Source organism: Actinoallomurus liliacearum (assembly GCF_039542035.1).
Classification (GTDB): domain Bacteria; phylum Actinomycetota; class Actinomycetes; order Streptosporangiales; family Streptosporangiaceae; genus Actinoallomurus; species Actinoallomurus liliacearum.
Genome location: NZ_BAABHJ010000040.1, coordinates 100087 through 118671, shown reverse-complemented (window position 1 = coordinate 118671; position 18585 = coordinate 100087). Strand labels below are relative to the sequence as shown.

General features: G+C 72.4%; 18 protein-coding genes. 2 read left to right on the top strand and 16 right to left on the bottom strand.

Annotation, left to right across the window (positions count from 1 at the left end; genetic code table 11):
* Nucleotides 1-308 precede the first annotated feature (308 nt).
* The 12 genes from ABD978_RS39010 to ABD978_RS38955 form a co-directional block, all read right to left on the bottom strand.
* Entirely contained in the window at nucleotides 309-542 is a 234-nt protein-coding gene (locus ABD978_RS39010) for a hypothetical protein (RefSeq protein ID WP_345365880.1), read from the bottom strand.
* 136 nt (nucleotides 543-678) lie between these two features.
* Complete coding sequence (locus ABD978_RS39005) at nucleotides 679-1284, bottom strand: response regulator (RefSeq protein ID WP_345365878.1); 606 nt, start codon at nucleotides 1282-1284, stop codon at nucleotides 679-681.
* Between the two features lie 32 nt (nucleotides 1285-1316).
* Nucleotides 1317-2480, bottom strand: a complete 1164-nt coding sequence (locus ABD978_RS39000) for a sensor histidine kinase (protein ID WP_345365876.1) — start codon at nucleotides 2478-2480, stop codon at nucleotides 1317-1319.
* The gene (locus ABD978_RS38995; protein ID WP_345365874.1) at nucleotides 2480-3223 is read right to left on the bottom strand and encodes an ABC transporter permease; all 744 of its coding nucleotides are present in this window, start codon (nucleotides 3221-3223) and stop codon (nucleotides 2480-2482) included. Before ABD978_RS38995 ends, ABD978_RS39000 begins: the two co-directional genes overlap by 1 nt.
* A 33-nt stretch (nucleotides 3224-3256) precedes the next feature.
* Complete coding sequence (locus ABD978_RS38990; RefSeq protein ID WP_345365872.1) at nucleotides 3257-4138, bottom strand: ABC transporter ATP-binding protein; 882 nt, start codon at nucleotides 4136-4138, stop codon at nucleotides 3257-3259.
* Between the two features lie 80 nt (nucleotides 4139-4218).
* A complete protein-coding gene (locus tag ABD978_RS38985) occupies nucleotides 4219-4884 on the bottom strand; it encodes a response regulator transcription factor (RefSeq protein WP_345365870.1) in 666 nt (221 codons plus the stop codon).
* Entirely contained in the window at nucleotides 4881-5993 is a 1113-nt protein-coding gene (locus ABD978_RS38980; protein WP_345365868.1) for a sensor histidine kinase, read from the bottom strand. The genes ABD978_RS38985 and ABD978_RS38980 overlap by 4 nt, the downstream gene beginning before the upstream one ends.
* Nucleotides 5994-6468: 475 nt before the next feature.
* On the bottom strand, nucleotides 6469-7050 hold the full coding sequence (locus ABD978_RS38975; protein ID WP_345365866.1) for a septal ring lytic transglycosylase RlpA family protein: 582 nt from the start codon (nucleotides 7048-7050) through the stop codon (nucleotides 6469-6471).
* Between the two features lie 287 nt (nucleotides 7051-7337).
* Nucleotides 7338-8447: a ferritin-like domain-containing protein gene (locus ABD978_RS38970; protein WP_345365864.1), complete on the bottom strand. Its 1110-nt coding sequence runs from the start codon at nucleotides 8445-8447 to the stop codon at nucleotides 7338-7340.
* A gap of 91 nt (nucleotides 8448-8538) precedes the next feature.
* Nucleotides 8539-9405 carry an NAD(P)-dependent oxidoreductase gene (locus tag ABD978_RS38965; protein WP_345365862.1) on the bottom strand — a complete coding sequence of 289 codons (867 nt, stop codon included), beginning with the start codon at nucleotides 9403-9405 and terminating at the stop codon, nucleotides 8539-8541.
* Between the two features lie 76 nt (nucleotides 9406-9481).
* Nucleotides 9482-10210, bottom strand: coding sequence for an IclR family transcriptional regulator (locus ABD978_RS38960; protein ID WP_425550826.1), 729 nt, complete (start codon nucleotides 10208-10210; stop codon nucleotides 9482-9484).
* A gap of 163 nt (nucleotides 10211-10373) precedes the next feature.
* Nucleotides 10374-11489: a hypothetical protein gene (locus ABD978_RS38955; RefSeq protein ID WP_345365860.1), complete on the bottom strand. Its 1116-nt coding sequence runs from the start codon at nucleotides 11487-11489 to the stop codon at nucleotides 10374-10376.
* 313 nt (nucleotides 11490-11802) lie between these two features.
* On the opposite strand from ABD978_RS38955, the gene ABD978_RS38950 reads away from it, so the two are divergent.
* Both ABD978_RS38950 and ABD978_RS38945 read left to right on the top strand, forming a co-directional pair.
* The gene (locus ABD978_RS38950) at nucleotides 11803-12255 is read left to right on the top strand and encodes a hypothetical protein (RefSeq protein WP_345365858.1); all 453 of its coding nucleotides are present in this window, start codon (nucleotides 11803-11805) and stop codon (nucleotides 12253-12255) included.
* Between the two features lie 114 nt (nucleotides 12256-12369).
* Nucleotides 12370-12618, top strand: a complete 249-nt coding sequence (locus tag ABD978_RS38945) for a TFIIB-type zinc ribbon-containing protein (protein ID WP_345367398.1) — start codon at nucleotides 12370-12372, stop codon at nucleotides 12616-12618.
* Here the strand turns inward: ABD978_RS38945 and cydC are convergent.
* From cydC to ABD978_RS38925, 4 genes are read right to left on the bottom strand one after another with little or no spacing between them, the layout of a single operon-like run.
* Nucleotides 12602-14701: a thiol reductant ABC exporter subunit CydC gene (gene cydC, locus ABD978_RS38940; protein ID WP_345365855.1), complete on the bottom strand. Its 2100-nt coding sequence runs from the start codon at nucleotides 14699-14701 to the stop codon at nucleotides 12602-12604. The two genes, ABD978_RS38945 and cydC, sit on opposite strands and share 17 nt — an antisense overlap.
* Nucleotides 14698-16368, bottom strand: a complete 1671-nt coding sequence (gene cydD / locus ABD978_RS38935; protein WP_345365853.1) for a thiol reductant ABC exporter subunit CydD — start codon at nucleotides 16366-16368, stop codon at nucleotides 14698-14700. Before cydD ends, cydC begins: the two co-directional genes overlap by 4 nt.
* Nucleotides 16368-17243 (bottom strand): cytochrome d ubiquinol oxidase subunit II, encoded by an 876-nt coding sequence (locus tag ABD978_RS38930; RefSeq protein ID WP_345365851.1) that lies wholly within the window; start codon nucleotides 17241-17243, stop codon nucleotides 16368-16370. The genes cydD and ABD978_RS38930 overlap by 1 nt, the downstream gene beginning before the upstream one ends.
* A 13-nt stretch (nucleotides 17244-17256) precedes the next feature.
* Complete coding sequence (locus ABD978_RS38925; RefSeq protein WP_345365849.1) at nucleotides 17257-18423, bottom strand: cytochrome ubiquinol oxidase subunit I; 1167 nt, start codon at nucleotides 18421-18423, stop codon at nucleotides 17257-17259.
* Nucleotides 18424-18585 lie beyond the last annotated feature (162 nt).

Below are 18585 nucleotides of genomic sequence, written 5' to 3'. Positions count from 1 at the left end.
ACACCGACGGCAACCTGTCAACAGCGACGGCAACCACAGGCACCGGCGCTGCCGCCTCCGGTCCGAGCCGACGGCGTTTGCCGCCCTGGCGCTGGGGGTGCAGAACGCTCGGTGAACGCAACCCGCTCCGGTTCGTGGAGGGGGTGAACCAGGGCAACTGGGGCGGCTGCGGCCGCGTTCCCCGAGACTTCTGCTCGCGACCTGGCACCAGCCGCGCCACGCCGCTGTCGGTCGGCACCGCCGGAACGGCACCGTCCCTTCCCACGCGCGTCGCAGGCGGGAGGGGGCGGTGCCGCCGGGGAGATGGATCAGTAGGTCGGCTGGACCCAGAGTTCGTACTGGCCGTAGCCGAGCGACTGGCAATAGAAGCCGACCCAGCGGCCCTGCGGGAAGCCGGCGTTGCCGGCGTCCGAGCACGCCTGGACCGAGGGGTAGACGCCACCGGGAACGAAACCCGAGGCGGAGGCCGAGCTCGCGGAGAAGAGGACACCGCCGGCAATGCCCGCGGCAAGGCCCAGCGGCAGCAGGACTTTGCGGATCACGCGCAACCCTTTCTGACGACGACAAGCCGAGCGATGCCTTCCAGGCCATCCACCCCAGGTTGGACGGCCTGGAAGATCATCTAATTCGGCATACGGGCCGGACGGGTGGCCGGTTCACGCCGTCGACGCGGAAGATCTAGAGCCAGCCCTGGCGCTGGGCGGTGCGGACGGCCTCGATGCGGTTGCGGGCGCCGGTCTTGTGGATCGCCGCGGACAGGTAGTTGCGGACCGTTCCCTCCGACAGGTGCAGCTTCCGTGCCACGTCGCCGATGGTCGAGCCGTCGGCGGCCGCGGCCAGCGCCTCCCGCTCGCGGGGGGACAGCGGGTTCGGGCCCGCGCTGAGCGCGGCGGCGGCGAGCGCCGGGTCGATGACGCGTTCGCCGGCCAGCACGCGCCGGATCGCGGCCGCCAGCTCGCGCGCCGGGCTGTCCTTGACCAGGAAGGCCGACGCGCCCGCCTCCATGGCACTGCGCAGGTAGCCCGGACGGCCGAACGTCGTCAGGATGATCACTCGGCAGTCCGGCAGGGCCTTGCGCAGCGCGGCGGCGGTGTCGATTCCGTTGCGGCCGGGCATCTCGATGTCGAGCAGCGCGACGTCGGGACGCGTCCGCGCGGCGACGGCCAGGGCCTCGTCACCGTCGGCGGCCTCGCCGATCACCTCGATGTCGTCCTCGAGGCTCAGCAGGGTGGCGAGCGCGCCACGCACCATGCCCTGATCCTCGGCCAGCAGTACGCGAATCATCCCGTGATCCTTCTCGATACCCGATGACCTTCTCACGCGGTCGGCGCCGGCGCGTCCAGGGGAGCGCGCACGATCAGCCGGAAACCGCCGTTCGGGCCCCGGCCGGACTCGACCGACCCGCCGGCCAGCGCGACCCGTTCGCCGAGCCCCGTCAGGCCGTTGCCGCCGACGCCCGGAGAGCCGCCGTCCGCCGCCGGGCCCGCCCCGTCGTCGCTGATCTGGAGGACGGCGTCCGCGCCGACGCGGGTCACCGAGATGTCGGCGGTACGGGCGCGGGAGTGCCGGACGATGTTGGTGACGCCTTCGCGGACCGCCCAGGCGAACAGGTCGTCGACCCCGTCCGGCAGGGGCGTCCCGGAGGTGCTGATCGCCGGCTCGATCTCGGCGGCGACCAGTACCCCGCGGGCGTTGTCCAGTTCTTCGGCGAGGTCGCGCCGCCGGTAGCCGCTGACCGCCGCGCGGACGTCCGTCAGCGCCTGCCGCGCGACCGTCTCGATGTCCTTCATCTCACCGAGGCTCCTGGCCGGGTCGCGGTCGGCGATGCGCACCGCGACCTCGCTCTTCAAGACGATCAGCGACAGCGTGTGGCCGAGCAGGTCGTGCAGGTCGCGCGCGATCCGCAGCCGCTCCTCGTTCGCGGCGAGCCGGGCGACCTCGCCGCGCGCCTCCTGCAGCTGGGCGATCAGCATCCGGCTGCCCCGGAAGCCCAGCATGATCAGGCCGATGCTCAGCGTCTGGAAGGTCAGCAGGACGCACGTCGCGCTCCCGACGTGCGTCGCCAGGCACAGGGCGGCCGTGAGCACGGTGGCGGCCAGGACGCCGCGCATGGCCCACGCGGGCGGCAGCGTCATCGCGTAGCCGACCCCCAGGTAGATCGGCAGGCCGTCCCACTGGCCGTCGAACACGAGCGGGAAGCCGATCGCCATGGCCGTGACGGTCCCCAGCAGGACCCAGGTGCGACGGGTGGTCTCGCCGCTCCACAGTTTGTTGCCGATGGCCAGGGCGAGGAAGGCCGCGACGAACGCCGCCAGGGCGAGCACTGACAACGCGATGCGTGCGGTCGACCGTTGGTGTTCCAGGAGGCCCGCCAGGGGCCAGAAGAAGAGGTAGACCAGCCCGAACGACATCCACACGAGACGGCGCCAACGAGGCGGTGTGGCCGTCCCGTCGGCGCCCTTCGGGAAGAAGATGTTCATCAAGCGCGTACCGTAGCGCGGCGGTAGGCCGCGATGGCGAGAACGCCCAGGACCAGCGCCCAGCCGGCCAGCACGAGCCCATCGGAGGCGGGCGGGACGTGCCCACCGACGACGCTCCAGCCCAGTCCGGCGAATCGGTTGGAGGGCAGCCAGCGCGCGACGTGACGCAGCGCCGTGGGCAGCGAACTCACCGGCATCCACAGTCCGCCGAGGATGGAGAGCGTGAAGTAGCAGGCCAGCGTCACCGGCTGGGCGGCGTCGGCGCCGACGAGCGAGCCGATCAGGGTGCCGAGCGCGGCGAACGGCAGCGTGCCGAGCCACATCAGGCCGACCATCCCGGCCCATTCACCGGCCGACAGGTGCACGTGCTGCGTCAGCACGCCGGTGAGCCCGACCAGGGTGATCGCCGGCAGCGCGAGGCACATCGACGAGACGATCTTCACGGTGATCAAGGCCCAGGGGCGCAGCGGAGTGACCTGGAGCTGGCGCAGCCAGCCGATCTGCCGCTCGCCGGCCAGTCGCGCCGCGGTGGCGGTCAGCGAGGCGCCGAGGGCGCCGTAGGCGGCCATCGATACGAGCAGGTAGGTCCGGGCGTTCAGGTTGGTACCGGCGACCGAGCCGTTGCCCTTGCCGTAGACGTTCGCCCACAGGAGGTAGAAGGCGACCGGGACGGCCATGGTGAAGAAGATGAAGCGCCGGTCCCGGACCGTGCGCCGGATCTCCAGGCCGAGGTAGCGGAACATCGTGGGGGTCCTTTCCGGGAGCCGAGCAGGGGGTCAGCGGTCGTGGGTCAGGGAGAGGAAGGCGTCCTCGAGATCGGCGCCCTTGACCTCCAGGTCGCTGACCCGAAGGCCCGTGGCGTACAGCGCCTGGACGGTCGCGTCCGGGTCGGTGGTGCGCAGCCAGGCGACCGGCCCGCGCACGTCGATCGCGCTGACGCCCGGTAGCGCGTCCAGGCCGGCCGTGGGCTGGTCGCCGATCGTGAACCGGACGGTGCCGGTCCCGACCGCCGCCTTGATCTCCTGCGGGCTGCCGTCCGCGACGACCCGGCCCCGGGCGATGACGATGACCCGGTCGGCGTTCTCGTCCGCCTCTTCCAGGTAGTGGGTGGCGAACAGGACGGTCCGGCCGGTGGCGGCGTACTCCCGCATGCTCGCCCAGAACGACCGGCGGGACTCGACGTCCATCGCCGCGGTGGGCTCGTCCAGGACCAGGAGCCGGGGCGCGCCGGCGACGGCGATCGCGAAGCGCACCCGCTGCGCCTGTCCGCCGGAGAGCCGGTCGGCCCGGCGCCCGGCGAGGTCGGTCAGGTTCGCCAGCGTGAGGATCTCCTCCAGTGGCATCGGGTCGGGGTACAGGCCGCGGACGAAGGAGACGACCTCGCGGACGGTCAGTCCGGGGACGAGGTCGCCGTCCTGCAGCATCGCGCCGACCCGGCCGCGCTTGACCGCGGCGTCGGGCTCGTCGCCGAAGACGCGGATCTCGCCCGCCGACGGCCGTACGAGACCGAGCAGCATTCCGATGGAGGTGGACTTGCCGGCTCCGTTCGGGCCGAGTAGCGCGACGGTGCTGCCGGCCTCGATCGTGAGGTCCAGCGCCTCGACGGCGCGGACCGATCCGTAGCTCTTGGCGACCCCGGTGAAGGCGATGGCGTTCATGTCAAGAACGTTAGATTCGCGCCGGTCAGCGCCCTAGTGTGCTCGATCCTGGCTTCACGATGACATTTGTCATCGCCGGTTCAGGGCCGGGGCCGTACGAGCCCCTGGTCGTAGGCGAAGATCACCAACTGCACCCGGTCGCGCGCGTGCAGCTTCGTCATGATCCGATGGACGTAGGTCTTCGCGGTGGCCGGGCTGAGGTGCAGCTTGGCGGCGATCTCCTCGTTGGTGAGGCCGTACGCGATCTGCAGCAGGACCTCCCGCTCCCGCTCGCTCAGCACCTCGAGATCCTTGCCGCCCGGCTCCGGCTGCTGCGGCTGCGCGACGAACTCCTTGATCACCCGGCTGGTCAGGCCCCGGCCCAGCAGCGCCTCTCCCGAGGCGACCACCCGGATCGCCTCCAGGAGGTCGTCCGGGTCGGTGTCCTTGAGGAGGAACCCGCCGGCTCCCGCCCGCAGGGCGCCGAAGATGTACTCGTCGTGCTGGAACGTCGTGAGGATCAGGACGTGCACGTTCGGCAGCGTGGGGTCGGACGTGATCCGGCGGGTGGCCTCGATACCGTCCATGCCGGGCATCCGGATGTCCATGAGGGCGACGTCCGGCACGGTGGCGCGGGCCAACTCGACGGCCTGGGTGCCGTTGGCCGCCTCGGCCACGACGTGCATGTCCTCGGTCGAGTCGATCAGCATGCGGAACCCGGCCCGTACGGTCGTCTGGTCGTCGGCCAGCAGGACGCGAATCGTCATGCGGATGCCTCCTTCAGCGGCAGACGCGCGTGCACGCGGAAACCGCCGCCGGGCAGCGCCGTGGTGTCCAGGCGGCCGCCGGTGGCGGTGACGCGTTCGCGCATGCCCTGAATGCCGATTCCGCCGCCCTCGCCGGGCGTGACCGGAGCCCCGTCGTTGACGACGGAGACGTCCAGGTGATCGTTCGAACAGGCGACCGCGACGACGACCTTGGTGACGTCCTTCGCATGCCGGCTGATGTTGGTCAGGCTCTCCTGGACGATCCGGTACACCGTGAAGCCGATGATCGTCGGGATCTGCCGGTCACATGCGTGGCACTTGTACGTCACCGGCAGGCCGCTGAGTTTGGACTGCTCGATGAGCGGCTCGAGGTCCCCGATGCCGTGTTCGGGGTTCTTGAGCGGCGCGGTGCCCTCGCGGAGCAGGTTCAACGTGCTGCGGATCTCCCGCAGGGCCGAGTTGCTGATCCCGCTGATCTGCTTCAGGGAGTCGCGGCCCGTGGACGGGTCCCGGTCGATGATCCGGGAACTCACCGACGACAGCACGTTGATCGACATCAGCGCGTGGCCGACGATGTCGTGCAACTCCCGGGCGATGCGCACGCGTTCCTCCGCGGCCCTGCGCCGCGCCTCCTCCTCGCGTTCCCGCTCGGCGCGTTCGGCCCGCTCCTCGACGTCGCGGACGTACAGCTTCTGGGTCCGCACCCAGGCCCCGGCGAGGACCGCGAACACCACCCAGCCGAGATCCCGGACGTTGTGCAGGGTGTACGAGGGGATGGCACTGACCATCTCGGAGACGAAGAAGCCGATGAGGATCGTGCCGACCGCCGCGGCCAGCGCCATGCCGCGCGAGCAGTAGCGGCCGACCGCGTACAGTGCGATGAAGGCCGCCGGGGTCATCGGGTACGTCCCCCGCAGCAGGAGCGCGAGTATCGCGGTGAACAGCAGGACGCCGGCGAGTGTCACCAGGGGGAGGCGTTTCTTCGCCAGCAGCATGGTCGCGTTGGCCGCGCTCAGCGGTACCTGGATCCTCAGATCCCTGTTTCCGTAAATGAACAGAATCGACACAGCGAAGATCCCGACCGACAGGATGACGTCGGCCGGAGTCACGAATCTCCCGGCCCGCACGGTGGAGCCCCTCACAGCCACATTCCGATCATCGGTCGATACTTGTCTCGGCAACCCCAAAAAACGGCAAAGCCGCAGGTCAACCGGGGGTGTACGCGGAAGTGTCAACCAAGGGTGGACGGAATGCCCTGTCCCTCTCACATAGCGTAGCTACTGCGAGAACACGGACCACCTTAAACGGCCGACGCGTCGTGATGAATTGGGGGATTCAACGGGGGACACGACGCGACGGCCGGATCCGCAGGCCTTGGATCTGTACCCGTCCAGGCTGCGAAGGTGAACGCCCGCGAGCTGTGCTTCTTTGGGGGAAGGGGCCGGTCGCGGGCGTTCACTCATTCCCAGGGCCCGTCGGCCTCCATCCCAGGCTCCGCAGGGCTCGCCGGCCCCTCGTCCCAGGTTCCGCCACGGCCCGCCGGCCCCCGTCGGAGGAGCCCGCCGGCGCTCGTTCCAGGGTCCGTCAGACGCTCGCCAGCACCTCGTACCGGACCGGGATCACTCCGGAGAGGACCCCGCCGATCGCGCGCATCGCCGCCGTGGACAGGTCCAGGCACCGACCCGGGACGAAGGGCCCCCGGTCGTTGATCCGCACGATGACGGACCGGGCGTTGCTCAGGTTGACCACTCGGACCCGCGCTCCCATCGGCAGCGTGCGGTGCGCCGCCGTGAGGGCCTCCGGGTCGTACGGCGCGCCGCTCGCGGTCGCCGTGCCCGCTCCGTAGAACGACGCCTCGCAGCTACCGCGGTCCAGGACCATGGGCCGCGGCGCGCGGCGGGTCCGCTTCCGAACCGCCCGGTGCCGCGCGGGCCGGGACCGGACCGGGCCGCGGCGCAGGGCCCGGCTCACCCGTCCGGGGGCCTGCGGCGGGGCCGCGGGGACGGCCGCCGCGCCGACGTCCGCCCGAGGCGCGGATCGGCCGGACCCGATCAGGGCCGCGATGGTCGCGGCGAGCGTCGCGGCGGCCAGCCCGGCGGCCGCGAGCAGGCCGGTACGGAGGTGTGCGGATCGGCGAGTCTGGCGATGTCGGCCGGAACCACCCACGGAACGTCCTTCGCTAGGGGACAGGACATCGGGCGCCGACCGGAGTTCCGGCCGGCGCCCGGACGGCGCGGGACACCGAGGTCCCACGCGCAAGTCCCCGACGATAGGGGGCGACGGACCGTGACCGCGCGTAACTCGCCGTTTTCGGTGGGTGTTCTACCGCCCTAGGACCTGTCCGGTGGATCTTGTGGCGTTCTATGGCAGGCAGGCAGGCAGGCGGACCGGCCGGAGCCGCACGCATTCCTTGCCGTCACAGATCGACCGATACGTGATCCACCGGACACGTCCTAGTCGGTCGCGGCGCCCTCGGCGATCGCCGCGTGCACCTCGGCGTGGCGTTCGGCCAGCTCCTGTTCGTGCTTGGCCCGGTCCAGGTCCTCGGCGATCTGCTCGTCCTGCTTCATGAGCTGGACGAGGTCGCGCTTGGCGGCGTCGAGCACGCCCATGTCGGCGTACGCCTTCTGCACCTTGTCGCCCCACAGGCCGATGTCGCGGACGCACGGGACGATCCGGCTGAACAGCAGCGACTGGTAGAGCTGGTACACCGAGCCGTTGTCGACGTAGTCCATGCACTCCTTCACCGGCATGCCGAGCGTCTCGAAGATCTCCTTGCCCTTGAAGCGGTCGCGCATCAGGTAGCAGCCCTCGACGACGAACTCCTCGCGCTCGGCCCGCTCCTTCTCGGTGAGCTCGGAGTAGTAGTCCTTCAGCGCGAGTCGGCCGAACGCGACGTGCCGCGCCTCGTCCTGCATGACGTACGCGAGGAGCTGCTTGACCAGCGGGTTGGTCGACATGTCGCGGTAGAGGCCGAAGGACGCCAGGGCCAGGCCCTCGATCAGCACCTGCATGCCGAGGTAGGGCAGGTCCCAGCGGCCGTCGGTGAGCGACTCCTCCAGGAGCCTGGCCAGGTCCTGGTTGATCGGGTAGTACATGCCGAGCTTCTCGTCGACGAACTTCTTGTACAGCTCGACGTGCCGGGCCTCGTCCATGACCTGCGTCGCGGCGTAGAACTTGGAGTCCAGATCGGGCACGGACTCGACGATCCGCGCCGAGACCGTCAGCGCGCCCTGCTCACCGTGCAGGAACTGGCTGAACAGCCACGCGCCCTGGTGCCGGCCGAACTCGTCGCGGGCCTCCTGCGGCATGCGCTCCCAGACGTCGGAGCCGACGAGCGGATTGAACTCCTCGGGGAACCCGGCGACGTTGTCGACGTCGACGGGGACGTCCCAGTCGATGCGCTTCTGGGCGTCCCACTGCTTGTCCTTGCCCTTCTGGTACAGGGCGAGCAGGCGGTCCCGGCCGTCGTCGTACTCCCAGGTGAACCGCGCCGCGCCTGCGGCGGGTACGTCCCAGGTGCCGTCGGGAACGGGGATCGTGTAGCGGTCGCGCATCGTCATCGGGGGAACCTCCCGAGGGACCCGAGGGGGATCGGCTTTACATTTGTTGGTAGCACGTAAAGCAGGCCCCGTGAAGGTCATCGCCCGATATTCACTCCGAATCGGAGGGACGAGCGGCGTAGTAGACGGCGGCCATGTCCTCGTTCCCGTGGCCGAGCTCGACCGTCCGCCGCAGCTGATCGCGTACGGCCTCGGCCAGACGAGGCTCCGCGCCCGCGGCCCGCCCGGCCGACGCGACCAGACCGGCGTCCTTGGCGGCGCCGGCCGCCTTGAAACTCGGCTGGAGCTCTCCGGACAGGATCGCCTTGCCCTTCATCTGCGCGTACTGCGAGTCGAGCGATCCGCCCGCGATCGTCTCGAGGAAGAGCCGCGGATCCAGGCCGAACGCCTCCGCCAGGGCGATCGCCTCGCCGGTGGCCGTGGTCAGCGCGAGCACCCAGCTGTTGAGCACCAGCTTCAGCCGGGACGCCTCGGTGCCCTCGCCCACCCAGACCGTACGGGAGCCGATCGCGTCGAAGACCCGCTCCGCGCGCTCGTCCCGGGGACCGGCGGCCAGGACGATGAGCGCCGCGTCCTCGGCGGGCTTGCGGGTGCCGAGCACCGGGCAGTCGATGAACTTCACCTCGCGCCGGTGGGCCAGGGCCGCGAGACGGTCGGCGGCCTCGGCCCCGACCGTGCTCAGCTGCGCCCAGACCGCGTCCTCCTCCATCGCCGGAAGCACGCCGGCCATGACGTTCTCGACGGCCTCGCCGTCGTGCAGCATCGTGACGACGACGTCCGCGCCGTCGGCGGCCTCGGCGGGCTCGTCGCACACGCGGGCGCCGTCGGCGGCGAGCGGCTCCGCCTTGGCCCGGGTGCGGTTCCACACGCGTACGGCGTGTCCGGCGCCCAGCAGGTTGCGGGCGATCGGCTCGCCCATGATTCCGGTTCCGAGTACGGCGACGGTGAGATTGTCCATGGCGTCTCCTCTACCCGGGCCGTGGCGCGCGATCCGAGTCGGCCCGGCATTTCCGACCACTGCGTTATAGGGGGCTTCAGGGGGAGAGGCGCCGGGCGAGCTGCCCGGCGGTACGCCGCATGATGGGCACGACGTCCTCGATCACCTCGTGGGTGAGGCGGCCGTGCGGCCCGGACACCGAGATGGCGGCCAGGGTGGGCGTGTCCGTCACCGGTACGGCGACGCAGCGCACCCCGATCTCCTGCTCCTGCTCGTCGAGGGCGTAACCGCGCTGCCGGATGCGCACCAGCTCCTCCAGCAGCGCCGCCGGATCGGTGATGGTGTGCGGCGTGTACGCGGGCATGCCGGTACGGGCGATGATCTCCCGGACCACCGGCTCGGGCAACTGCGCCAGCAGGGCCTTGCCCACCCCGGTGCAGTGCGGCAGGACCCGCCGGCCGACCTCGGTGAACATCCGCATCGAGTGCCGCGACGGTACCTGCGCGACGTACACCGCCTCATCGCCCTCCAGCAGCGCCATGTTGGCCGTCTCGCCGACCTCGTCGACCAGTTGCGCGAGCGCCGGGCGGGCCCACGAGCCGAGCAGGCGCTCCGAGGTCTCCCCGAGCCGGATCAACCGCGGACCGAGCGCGTACCGCTTCGACGGCTCCTGCCGGACGTACCCGCGGTTCACCAGCGTCCGCATCAGCCGGTAGATGGTCGGCATCGGCAGCCCGGACACCTCGGCGAGCTCGGTGAGGGCCAGCTGACCGCCCGCGTCGGCCAGATGCTCGAGCAGTTCGAACGCGCGCTCCAGCGAGCGCACGCCCGACGTGGATCGCTCCACCGGCGGTTCCCCTTCGGGGAGCGCGGTCGGCGGGTGAGCGGACGGCACTACCGGCTCCTCGGTCGCCACGCGGACTCCTCTCGACACCTGACGGAAGTGTAGAAAGAACGTTCCGCTTCGCCGAAACGCTCACCGGCCGTGGTTACGCTCCGCGATCGTGCGGTAGTAGTGGGGAGATCGCCTCACGGGCTCCCGGCCCGTCCCCCCGGAGGCCGACAGGCGTTTGTGGGGGTACAGCTGTGAAGGCGGTGTCCAGGACGGTGCTTACCGCCGTCGGTACGGCCGCGCTGACCGTTCCGGTGGTCGCGTGGCAGGTCCCGCTCCCGGAGTCGGCCGTGCCCGCCTCCGCCCTGCTCGGACCCGCGGCGCTGAGTGCGTCGGCGGCGCCGGTGCGGGACGTACGGGTCGACGCCTCCGTCGCGGTCGCCGCGGTGACGCCCGGAATGGTGGAGTACACCGTGCTGGTCAGGCCGATCGGCGGTCCGGCGCTCGGAGTGCGGCTGGTGCTGACGACCGAGGCGCCCGCGAGCTGGGAGCCGCCCGCGCCGTCCTGCGCGGCGAGTGGGTCGACGACCGTGCTCCGCTGCGACCTCGGCGACCTGACCACGGCGCGAACGCTCCGCGTGCGGGTACGGACGGGCGAGTCCTCTCGGGGAGAGCCGCCCGTCACCGCCGAGGTGAGCGCGAGCAATGCCTCGCAACGGTCGGTGACCTTGCTGCGGACCGTCCTGCCGTCCGGCCGTACCCGGCCGGCCCCGGTGGTCTCGTCCAGTGCCGCGCCGGCAGCGAGCCCGTACGCCCTCGGTGCCGGATCGGCCTCCGCGGCCCCGCCGGCCGACGGGACCGCGATCGCGGCGTCTCCCGACGTGTCGCCACGGCAGGCCGCGTCACCCGGCATGGCCGGCGTGATGTCACCGCCGGCACCGGCCAAGGCGGGCACCACACCCGTGCCGCCAGGGAAGCAGGCCGGGCCACCCGGCATGGCGGGCGTGTCGTCACCGCCGACGCCGACCAAGGCGGGCACCACGCCGTCCGTACGGACCCCGGCGACCGCCTCGCCGTCCGCGTCCCCGTGGACCGCGCCTTCCGGATCACCCTCCTCTGGCTTGGCGTCCGGCCCGGGAGCCCCGTCGATCGCCGCATCACCTGGAGCCTCGATGACCGCCGGGTCACCGGCCGGGCCGGGCACCGCCGGGCCGTCCGGCGTTCCGGGCGCTCCCCGGCCGACCGGCACGGGGACACGGAACGCCGTGCCCAAGACGGCGCCAGGGCGGACACCACGTCTCTCCGGCGCGGGGCTTCGACATGGAGCACGTCCCGGGCCCGGTACGCCGGCCGGAGCCCATGGCGCCGAAGGATCCGCGACCGGCCCATCCCCGGCCCGGCCTCCGGCCCCAGGCCAGGCTCGAACCCCGGCTTCCGCCTTGGTCCCCGGTCAGGCTCGGACCCCGGCTTCCGTACCGGTCCCCGGCCGGCCTCAGGGCGAGCCGGCCGCAGGCGGAGCGGCGCGGCCGTCCACCAAGGGCGGTTCGTCCGCCAAGCACGCGCAGCCGCCTACGGCGGGCGGGCCCGTGGTTCCGCCGGCTCGACCGGCCGAACTCGGCGGTCCGATCGGCGCGGCGGGCGCGGGGGCCGGAGTCGGGCCCCAGGGCGGGCCGGCTGCTCCCGCCGCTCCGGTGGCGGGCGCCGGCGGGCGGCCGTCCGCCGGCCCCACGACGCCGGTGCTGCCGAGTGTCGCGCTGACCCCGACGGCGATGGCCCCCCGGTCCGAGGGGACGTCCGAGCTGACGGCCGTCACACCGACCGGTTCGCTCCGGGAGGGGCGGCGGTCCTGGACGGCCGTACTCGGCGTCGCCGTGGTCACGGAGGCGCTCCTGCTGTGGCTCGCCGGTCTGGTGATCGTGCGGCGGGCTCAGATCACGCTGCCGCTCTGGAGACCGAGCCGGGAACGGAGACCGGGAACGGGAGCCGGGCCGGATCCGGCGGGGCCGGTCCGGCCGAAGACGCTGGGACCGACCCGCTGAAGCCATCCTTCCGAAAACCTCATGATCGTATAGGCGTCGCGCGAAAAACGTTCCCTCTTACGGCGATCGTTATTAGTCTTGCTGATCGCCGAATTCGTTCACAGGGGAGCCGCAATGGCTGTGACGGGGATGACGTGTCCGAAGTGTTCCGGCGAGTGGGACGCTCGGGAACGCAATGGGGTGATGATCGAGGAATGCGTCGGCTGTCACGGCGTCTTCCTGGACCGCGGGGAGCTGGATCGACTGATCGACGCCGAGAGCGACTACCTGGCCAATCTCGACGCGGACACCGACGCCGCCGGGTCCTACCACGGTCGGCACCGGCGGGGGATCATGCACCAGATCTTCACGCCGGTGGAATAGCGCTGCTGATGATCGGATGGTTTTCGGCCTCCCATAGATCCCGATAAGGGCCGGGCCTTTTCGCGAGGTGGCGGTGGGTGCCGCGCTGAACGATCCGGCCCCGGTCGAGCACGACGATCTCATCGGCGGCCGCGAGGGGCGCTAGCCGGTGGGTGACGAGCACGACCGTGCGCTGGTCGGTGAGCAGGTCGGCGACGATCCGGTCCGCGGTCACGAGGTCGAGGCCCTCGGTGGGCTCGTCCAGGACGAGCACCGGCGGATCGGCCAGCAGCGCGCGGGCGAGCAGCAGCCGCTGCCGCTGCCCGCCGGAAAGCCGGGTGCCGCCGACCGGGGTGTCCCAGCCCTCGGGCAGCGCCGCGATCCAGTCGAGCAGCCCGGCCCGGCGCGCGGCGTCGGCTGCCTCGGCCTCGGTGGCACCGGGCCGGGCCAGCGTCACGTTGGCCCGGATCGAGGCGTTGAAGACGTGCGTGTCCTGCGTGAGGCCGCGGACGGTCGCCCGTACGTCGCGCGGGTCGTGGGAGCTCAGCGGCGCGTCGCCCAGCAGGACCGCGCCCTCGGAGCGCACCTCACCGGTCAGGACACCGAGCAGGGTGCTCTTGCCCGCGCCGCTCGCTCCGACCACGGCGATCTTCCGCCCGGCCGGGACGCGCAGGTCGACTCCGCCCAGCGCCGGCACGGATCCGTACGCCACCCGGACCCCGCGCAGTTCGATGACCGGAACCGGGACGGAAGCCGAGACCGGGGTCGGGTCGGGGGCGGGGGCCGCGAGCGGGGCCGGGGCGATCACCGGGCGTGGGTGCGGTCGGTCACCGGCCCGCAGCAGGTCGAGCACGCGGCGGGCGGCGGGCCGGACCTCGGACAGCCGCCGGGCGGCGTCGGCGACGGGCAGCACCGCGTCGACCGCGGCCAAGGCGGTCAGCGTCAGTACGGTGACGAGAACACCGTCCGCGCCGTTCCGCCGCGCCGTCCAGAGCACGGCGAGCACGGTCGCGCCCTGAAGGGCCGCGCCGAGCGCCGCGACCACCGCTTCGACCGTCCCGGCCCGCCGCTCCAGCCGGGCCAGCCGAGCGGCGGCGGCCTCGGCACGGGCGACGAATCGCTCGGTCGCGCCGAACGCCGCGAGGTCCACCGCACCGCGATCCAGGTCGAGGCCGTGGACCGCGAGGTCGGCGCGGGCCTCGGCGGCCCGGCGGGCGTCGGACCGTGCGGTGCGGGCGGCGAGGGCGGGCAGCGCCGCACCGGCGAGCACGACACCGGCGGCCAGCACCGCGCCGGCCGCGGGCAGCAGTAGCGCCGTCATCGCGATCGCCGCCAGACCCGTGAGCCACGACACCGAGGCGGGCAGCACGCAGCGCAGCAGCAGATCCTGGACGGCCTCGACGTCGGCGACCATCCGCTGCACCGCGTCCGCGTCCCGTGGTGCCGGCCGGGGTGCCGCCCCGGCCGGGTCGGTGGAGCGGCGCAGCGCCTCGTAGACGCGGACGCGCAGCCCGGCGAGGACGCGGAGGGCGGCGTCGTGACCGACGAGTCGTTCGGCGTACCGAAGGACGCCCCGGAACAGCGCGAACGCCCGTACACCCACGATCGCCAGGGCGAGCGCGGACAGTGCCGGGTGCTGTCCCGCCCGCGCGATGAGCCAGGCGGCGGTCGCGGTCAGCGCGACCGCGCACAACTCGGCGCTCGTCCCGGCGGCCACCGCCCCGGCCAGGCGAGGCACCTCCCGGCTCTCGATCAGCCCGCCCACTTCCCGGGCTTTGACCAGCAGGCTTCCCTCCCCGCTCGCGGCCGACCCGCGTCCCTGCCCGTCCTCGAGCAGTCGGTGTACCTTCCGGCCCTCGAATAGTCGGTGTCCTTTTCGGCTCTCGAGCAGTCCGAGTCGCTTCCGTGCTCTGGCCGGCGCGTTCCCCTCGCGGTTCTCGATCGGGCTGCGTCCCTTCCGGTCCTTGCGCAACCCGCGCCGCTCCGGTGCTTTGGTCGGCTTGTTCCCCTCGCGGTCCCGGATCGGCCCGCGTCCCTTCCGGTCCTCGATGGGCTGGGGCATCTTCCGCGCCTGTCCGTCCCGCCGTGCCCGCACGCCGATCACGCGTACACCTCCCGCCCGGTCAGGTGGACCACGCGGTCGGCGATGGACAACAGCGCCGGACGGTGCGCGACCAGCAGCGCGGTACGCCCGTCGAGCAGCCGGGCGGCCGCGTCCGCGACCGCCGCCTCGGCGGCCAGGTCGAGTCGCGCGGTCGGCTCGTCCAGCACCACGATCGGCGCGTCCATCAGGTAGGCGCGGGCGATCGCGATGCGCTGCCGCTGCCCGGCGGACAGGCCGAGACCGCGCTCGCCGAGCGGCGCGTCGTATCCGCCCGGCAGCTCGGCGATGAACTCGTGGGCGGCGGCGGCCTCAGCGGCGGCCCGTACGACGTCGTCCCCCGCGTCGGGACGGCCGAGGCGGATGTTGTCGGCGACCGTGCCGGCGAACAGGTGCGGGCGCTGCGGCACGTACGCGACGCGGCCACGCCACGCGGTCAGGTCGAGCTCGTCGAGGCCGACGCCGTCGACGCGGATCCGGCCTCCCTCGGGGTCGAGGAAGCCGAGCACCGTCCGCAGCAGAGTTGTCTTGCCGGCACCGCTCGGACCGGCGAGCGCGACCCGTTCGCCCGGCTCGACGGTCAGTGACAGGCGGTCGAGGACCGGTGCGTCGGCCCCGGGGTAGCGCACGACCAGGTCCTCGACCTCGATCCGCGCCGCCCGTCGCTCCGCCACCGTTCGGACCCGTTCCGTCGCCGTCCGGGCCGGTTCCGTTGCCCACGGGGCCTGCTCCGTCGTGGACTTCCGTTCCGTCGCCGGGCCGGTCGGCTTCGCCGCCGATTCGGTCTGCTCCCTCGTTGGGAACGAGCGCGGACCGCCGCCTGGTTCGGCGAGGGTCTCCGTCACCTGGTCGAGGACGGCACGTCCCTCGGCGGCGGCGTGGAACCGGGTCCCGAGGAGCCGCAGGGGCAGGTACGCCTCTGGTGCCAGCAACAGGACCAGCAGCGCCGTCCGCAGGTCGATCGAGCCGTCCAGCAGCCGGAGCCCGGCGGGCACGGCCACGAGCGCCACCGACAGCGTGCCGACGACCTCCAGTACGAAGGAGGACAGGAAGGCGATGCGGAGCGTGCGCACGGTCGCCCGCCGATGGCCGTCGGCCATGGCGCGGACCACCTTCGTCTGCGCCTCGTCGCGGCCGTACGCCCGGAGCGTCGGCAGCCCGGCGACGACGTCGAGAAAGTGCCCGCCCAGCCGGTGCAACGAGCCCCACTGCCGCCGGGTCGCCTCCTTGGTCCGCCACCCCACGAGTGCGCCGAACACCGGGATGAGTGGCAGCGTCACCGCGATGACCAGCGCCGACGGCCAGTCGGCGACCGCAAGCCGTACGAGCACGACGACCGGGACGATCGCGGCGGCGTAGCGCTGGGGGAGGTAGCCGGCGTAGAAGGCGTCGAGTGCGTCGAGGCCGCGACCGAGCAGCGTGACGTCCACGGCCGGCCCCCGGCCGGCGGGGCCGGTCCCGGCTCGCAGGAGCCGGTGGCGTAGCTCATCCTTGCGCCGGGCCGCCACCCGCCGGAACACGCTGCCCTGTCCGGCGAGGAGGACGGCGCGGCCGGCCACGACCACGGCCAGGGGCAGCAGCGTCGCGCTCCCGGCCAGCACCCGGGACAGCAGGTCGGCCTGGGCCGCCACGAGCACGCCCTGCGCGAGCGCGAAGAGGATGTAGGCCATCACAGGTACGACGGCCGTTCGACCCGGCCGCGGAAGATCCACCACACCCACGCCTGGGCCGCGACCAGGACCGGGACCAGCGGACCGGTGACCGCGAGCGTCAGCGTGGCGCCGCCCGTCAGGGAGACGTCCGGCAGGTTCAGCCCGCCGAGAAGCGGCACCGCCGTGATCGCCAGCGCGGAGGCGGCGAGCGCCCACCCGTCCCGCGCCCGGCCTCCCGTACCGCCGGGCCGTGCGAGCACGCCCCACACGGCGGCCAGCACCGCGGCGAGCGCGACCGCGAGGGGCGCCGTCCTCCCGAGCTCGCCGGCCCCGGCGCCGACGGCGCAGGGCACGCCCGCGAGGAGCGTGATCCGGACGACCCACCGCGCCATCGCGCGCGGTGCCTCGCCGCCGAGCCGTACGACGGCGAAGACGGCGCCGTGCAGCGCGAACAGGCCGCACGTCGTCACCGCGAACAGCGGTCCGCCGCCGCCCAGCAGCACGCCGATCGCCACACCCCAGGACGCGGCGACACCCCAACTGCCCGCGACGATCGCCGCGTCCCAGATCTTCCGCCAGACCGGTCCCTCGCGGCGTCCTCGCAGCCACAGCCCCATGTCCCGGAGCATCCAGGCGCAGACGAGGACGACCAGCGCGCCCCAGACCCGGCCGAACAGGTCGGCCTCCAGGACGGGGAACAGCGCGGTCAGCAGACCGGCGGAGGCGACCAGCCACACCTCGTTCCCGAGGAAGAACGGAGCGATCGCCGCGAGGGTCAGCCGCCGGTCGCGGCCGAGGAACGGCAGCAGCATGCCCACGCCGATGTCGGCGCCGGCCAGCACGAAGTACCCGACGACGAAGAAGCCGAGCAGGAAGAACGCGAAGGTGTCCACGATGCGCTCCGGATCAGAAGGAGGGGACGGGCTCGGACGGGGCGGCGATCTCGGACCGGCCGAGCGCGGCGGCATCCGGGCCGCGGCGCGCGTACTGCCGGAGCAGCGCGATGTTCACCACGACGAGGGCCGCGAACAGGACCGTCACCCCGGTGATCGCCGCGAGCATCGCTCCGTGGCCCATCGGGCGTACGGCGTCCTCGGTGCGCAGCACGCCGTAGATCAGCCAGGGCTGGCGCCCGGTCTCGCGGTAGATCCAGCCGGCGAGCATGGCCACGTACGGCAGGGGCAGCGTCACCGTCACGACGCGCAGAAAGATCCGCCCCCGCAGCAGCCAACCGGTGAACGGCAGCTTCACCAGCGCCATGAGGGCGACGACGAACATCCATGCCCAGGCGGCCATCATCACGTCCGCGCTGAGCCCGCTCAGGGGCCGCACACCCCCGTCGTCGTGCACGTAGGGGAACTGGACGCCGCCGAACGCCGCCGTCGGCAGGACGGCGAGCAGGACCGAGACGAGGCCGATCCGCAGCGACCGGCGGTAGAACTCCGGTTCGCGGGAGCGCAGCAGGTGCCAGGAGCTCACCGCGGCCATGAAGAATCCGGCGGTCAGGAACGCCCCGGAGAGGACGTGCCCGAGCGGCAGCAGCGCCGCCGGATTGGTGAAGAGGGCGCCGGCGGAGTCGACGCGCAGCTCACCACCGGACCGCACGTATCCGACGGGATGGTTCAGGAAGCCGTTCGCGACGAGGATGAAGTACGCCGACGCGTACGCGGTCAGCGTGACGATCCAGATCAGCGCCAGGTGGGCGTGGCGGTTGAGCCGGTCCCACCCGAAGATCCACAACCCGAGGAACGTCGCCTCGACGAAGAACGCGACCAGCGTCTCCATGGCGAGCGGCGCCCCGAAGACGTCCCGGGCACGATCCGTCAGACCCGGCCAGCACAGCCCGAACTGGAACTCCATCAGCAGCCCGGTGACGATCCCCACCGCGTAGTTGATGACGTACAGCTGACCCCAGAACCGCACCATCCGCAGGTGGACGGCATCGCCCCCGAACACCGCCCTCGTCTGGACGATCGCGACGAGCGTCGCGAGGCCGAGCGTCAGCGCGACGAACAGGAAATGCGTGCCCGCGGTGAGGGCGAACAACGATCGGGCGAGCGACAGGGTGCTCAACGGTCCTCCAGGTCCGGCCGCGGTTTTCATGCGACGGGGCCCGTGGAAGCTCCCCGGGCCAGGCACCCTGCAAGCAAAGTCGATCAGGTGGCCGTCCGGCGTCCTGCTGCACGCGACATTCGCCGTACACCTCGCGATGCAAGCCTGGTCAACGCCCTACCG

What these genes read in the sequence shown, in the direction of transcription:
- ABD978_RS39005 (WP_345365878.1), bottom strand. Translation starts at nt 1,284, where the DNA reads ATGATTCGCGTACTGCTGGCCGAGGATCAGGGCATGGTGCGTGGCGCG.
- ABD978_RS39000 (WP_345365876.1), bottom strand. Translation starts at nt 2,480, where the DNA reads ATGAACATCTTCTTCCCGAAGGGCGCCGACGGGACGGCCACACCGCCT.
- ABD978_RS38995 (WP_345365874.1), bottom strand. Translation starts at nt 3,223, where the DNA reads ATGTTCCGCTACCTCGGCCTGGAGATCCGGCGCACGGTCCGGGACCGG.
- ABD978_RS38990 (WP_345365872.1), bottom strand. Translation starts at nt 4,138, where the DNA reads ATGAACGCCATCGCCTTCACCGGGGTCGCCAAGAGCTACGGATCGGTC.
- ABD978_RS38985 (WP_345365870.1), bottom strand. Translation starts at nt 4,884, where the DNA reads ATGACGATTCGCGTCCTGCTGGCCGACGACCAGACGACCGTACGGGCC.
- ABD978_RS38970 (WP_345365864.1), bottom strand. Translation starts at nt 8,447, where the DNA reads ATGACGATGCGCGACCGCTACACGATCCCCGTTCCCGACGGCACCTGG.
- ABD978_RS38965 (WP_345365862.1), bottom strand. Translation starts at nt 9,405, where the DNA reads ATGGACAATCTCACCGTCGCCGTACTCGGAACCGGAATCATGGGCGAG.
- ABD978_RS38945 (WP_345367398.1), top strand. Translation starts at nt 12,370, where the DNA reads ATGGCTGTGACGGGGATGACGTGTCCGAAGTGTTCCGGCGAGTGGGAC.
- cydD (WP_345365853.1), bottom strand. Translation starts at nt 16,368, where the DNA reads ATGGCCTACATCCTCTTCGCGCTCGCGCAGGGCGTGCTCGTGGCGGCC.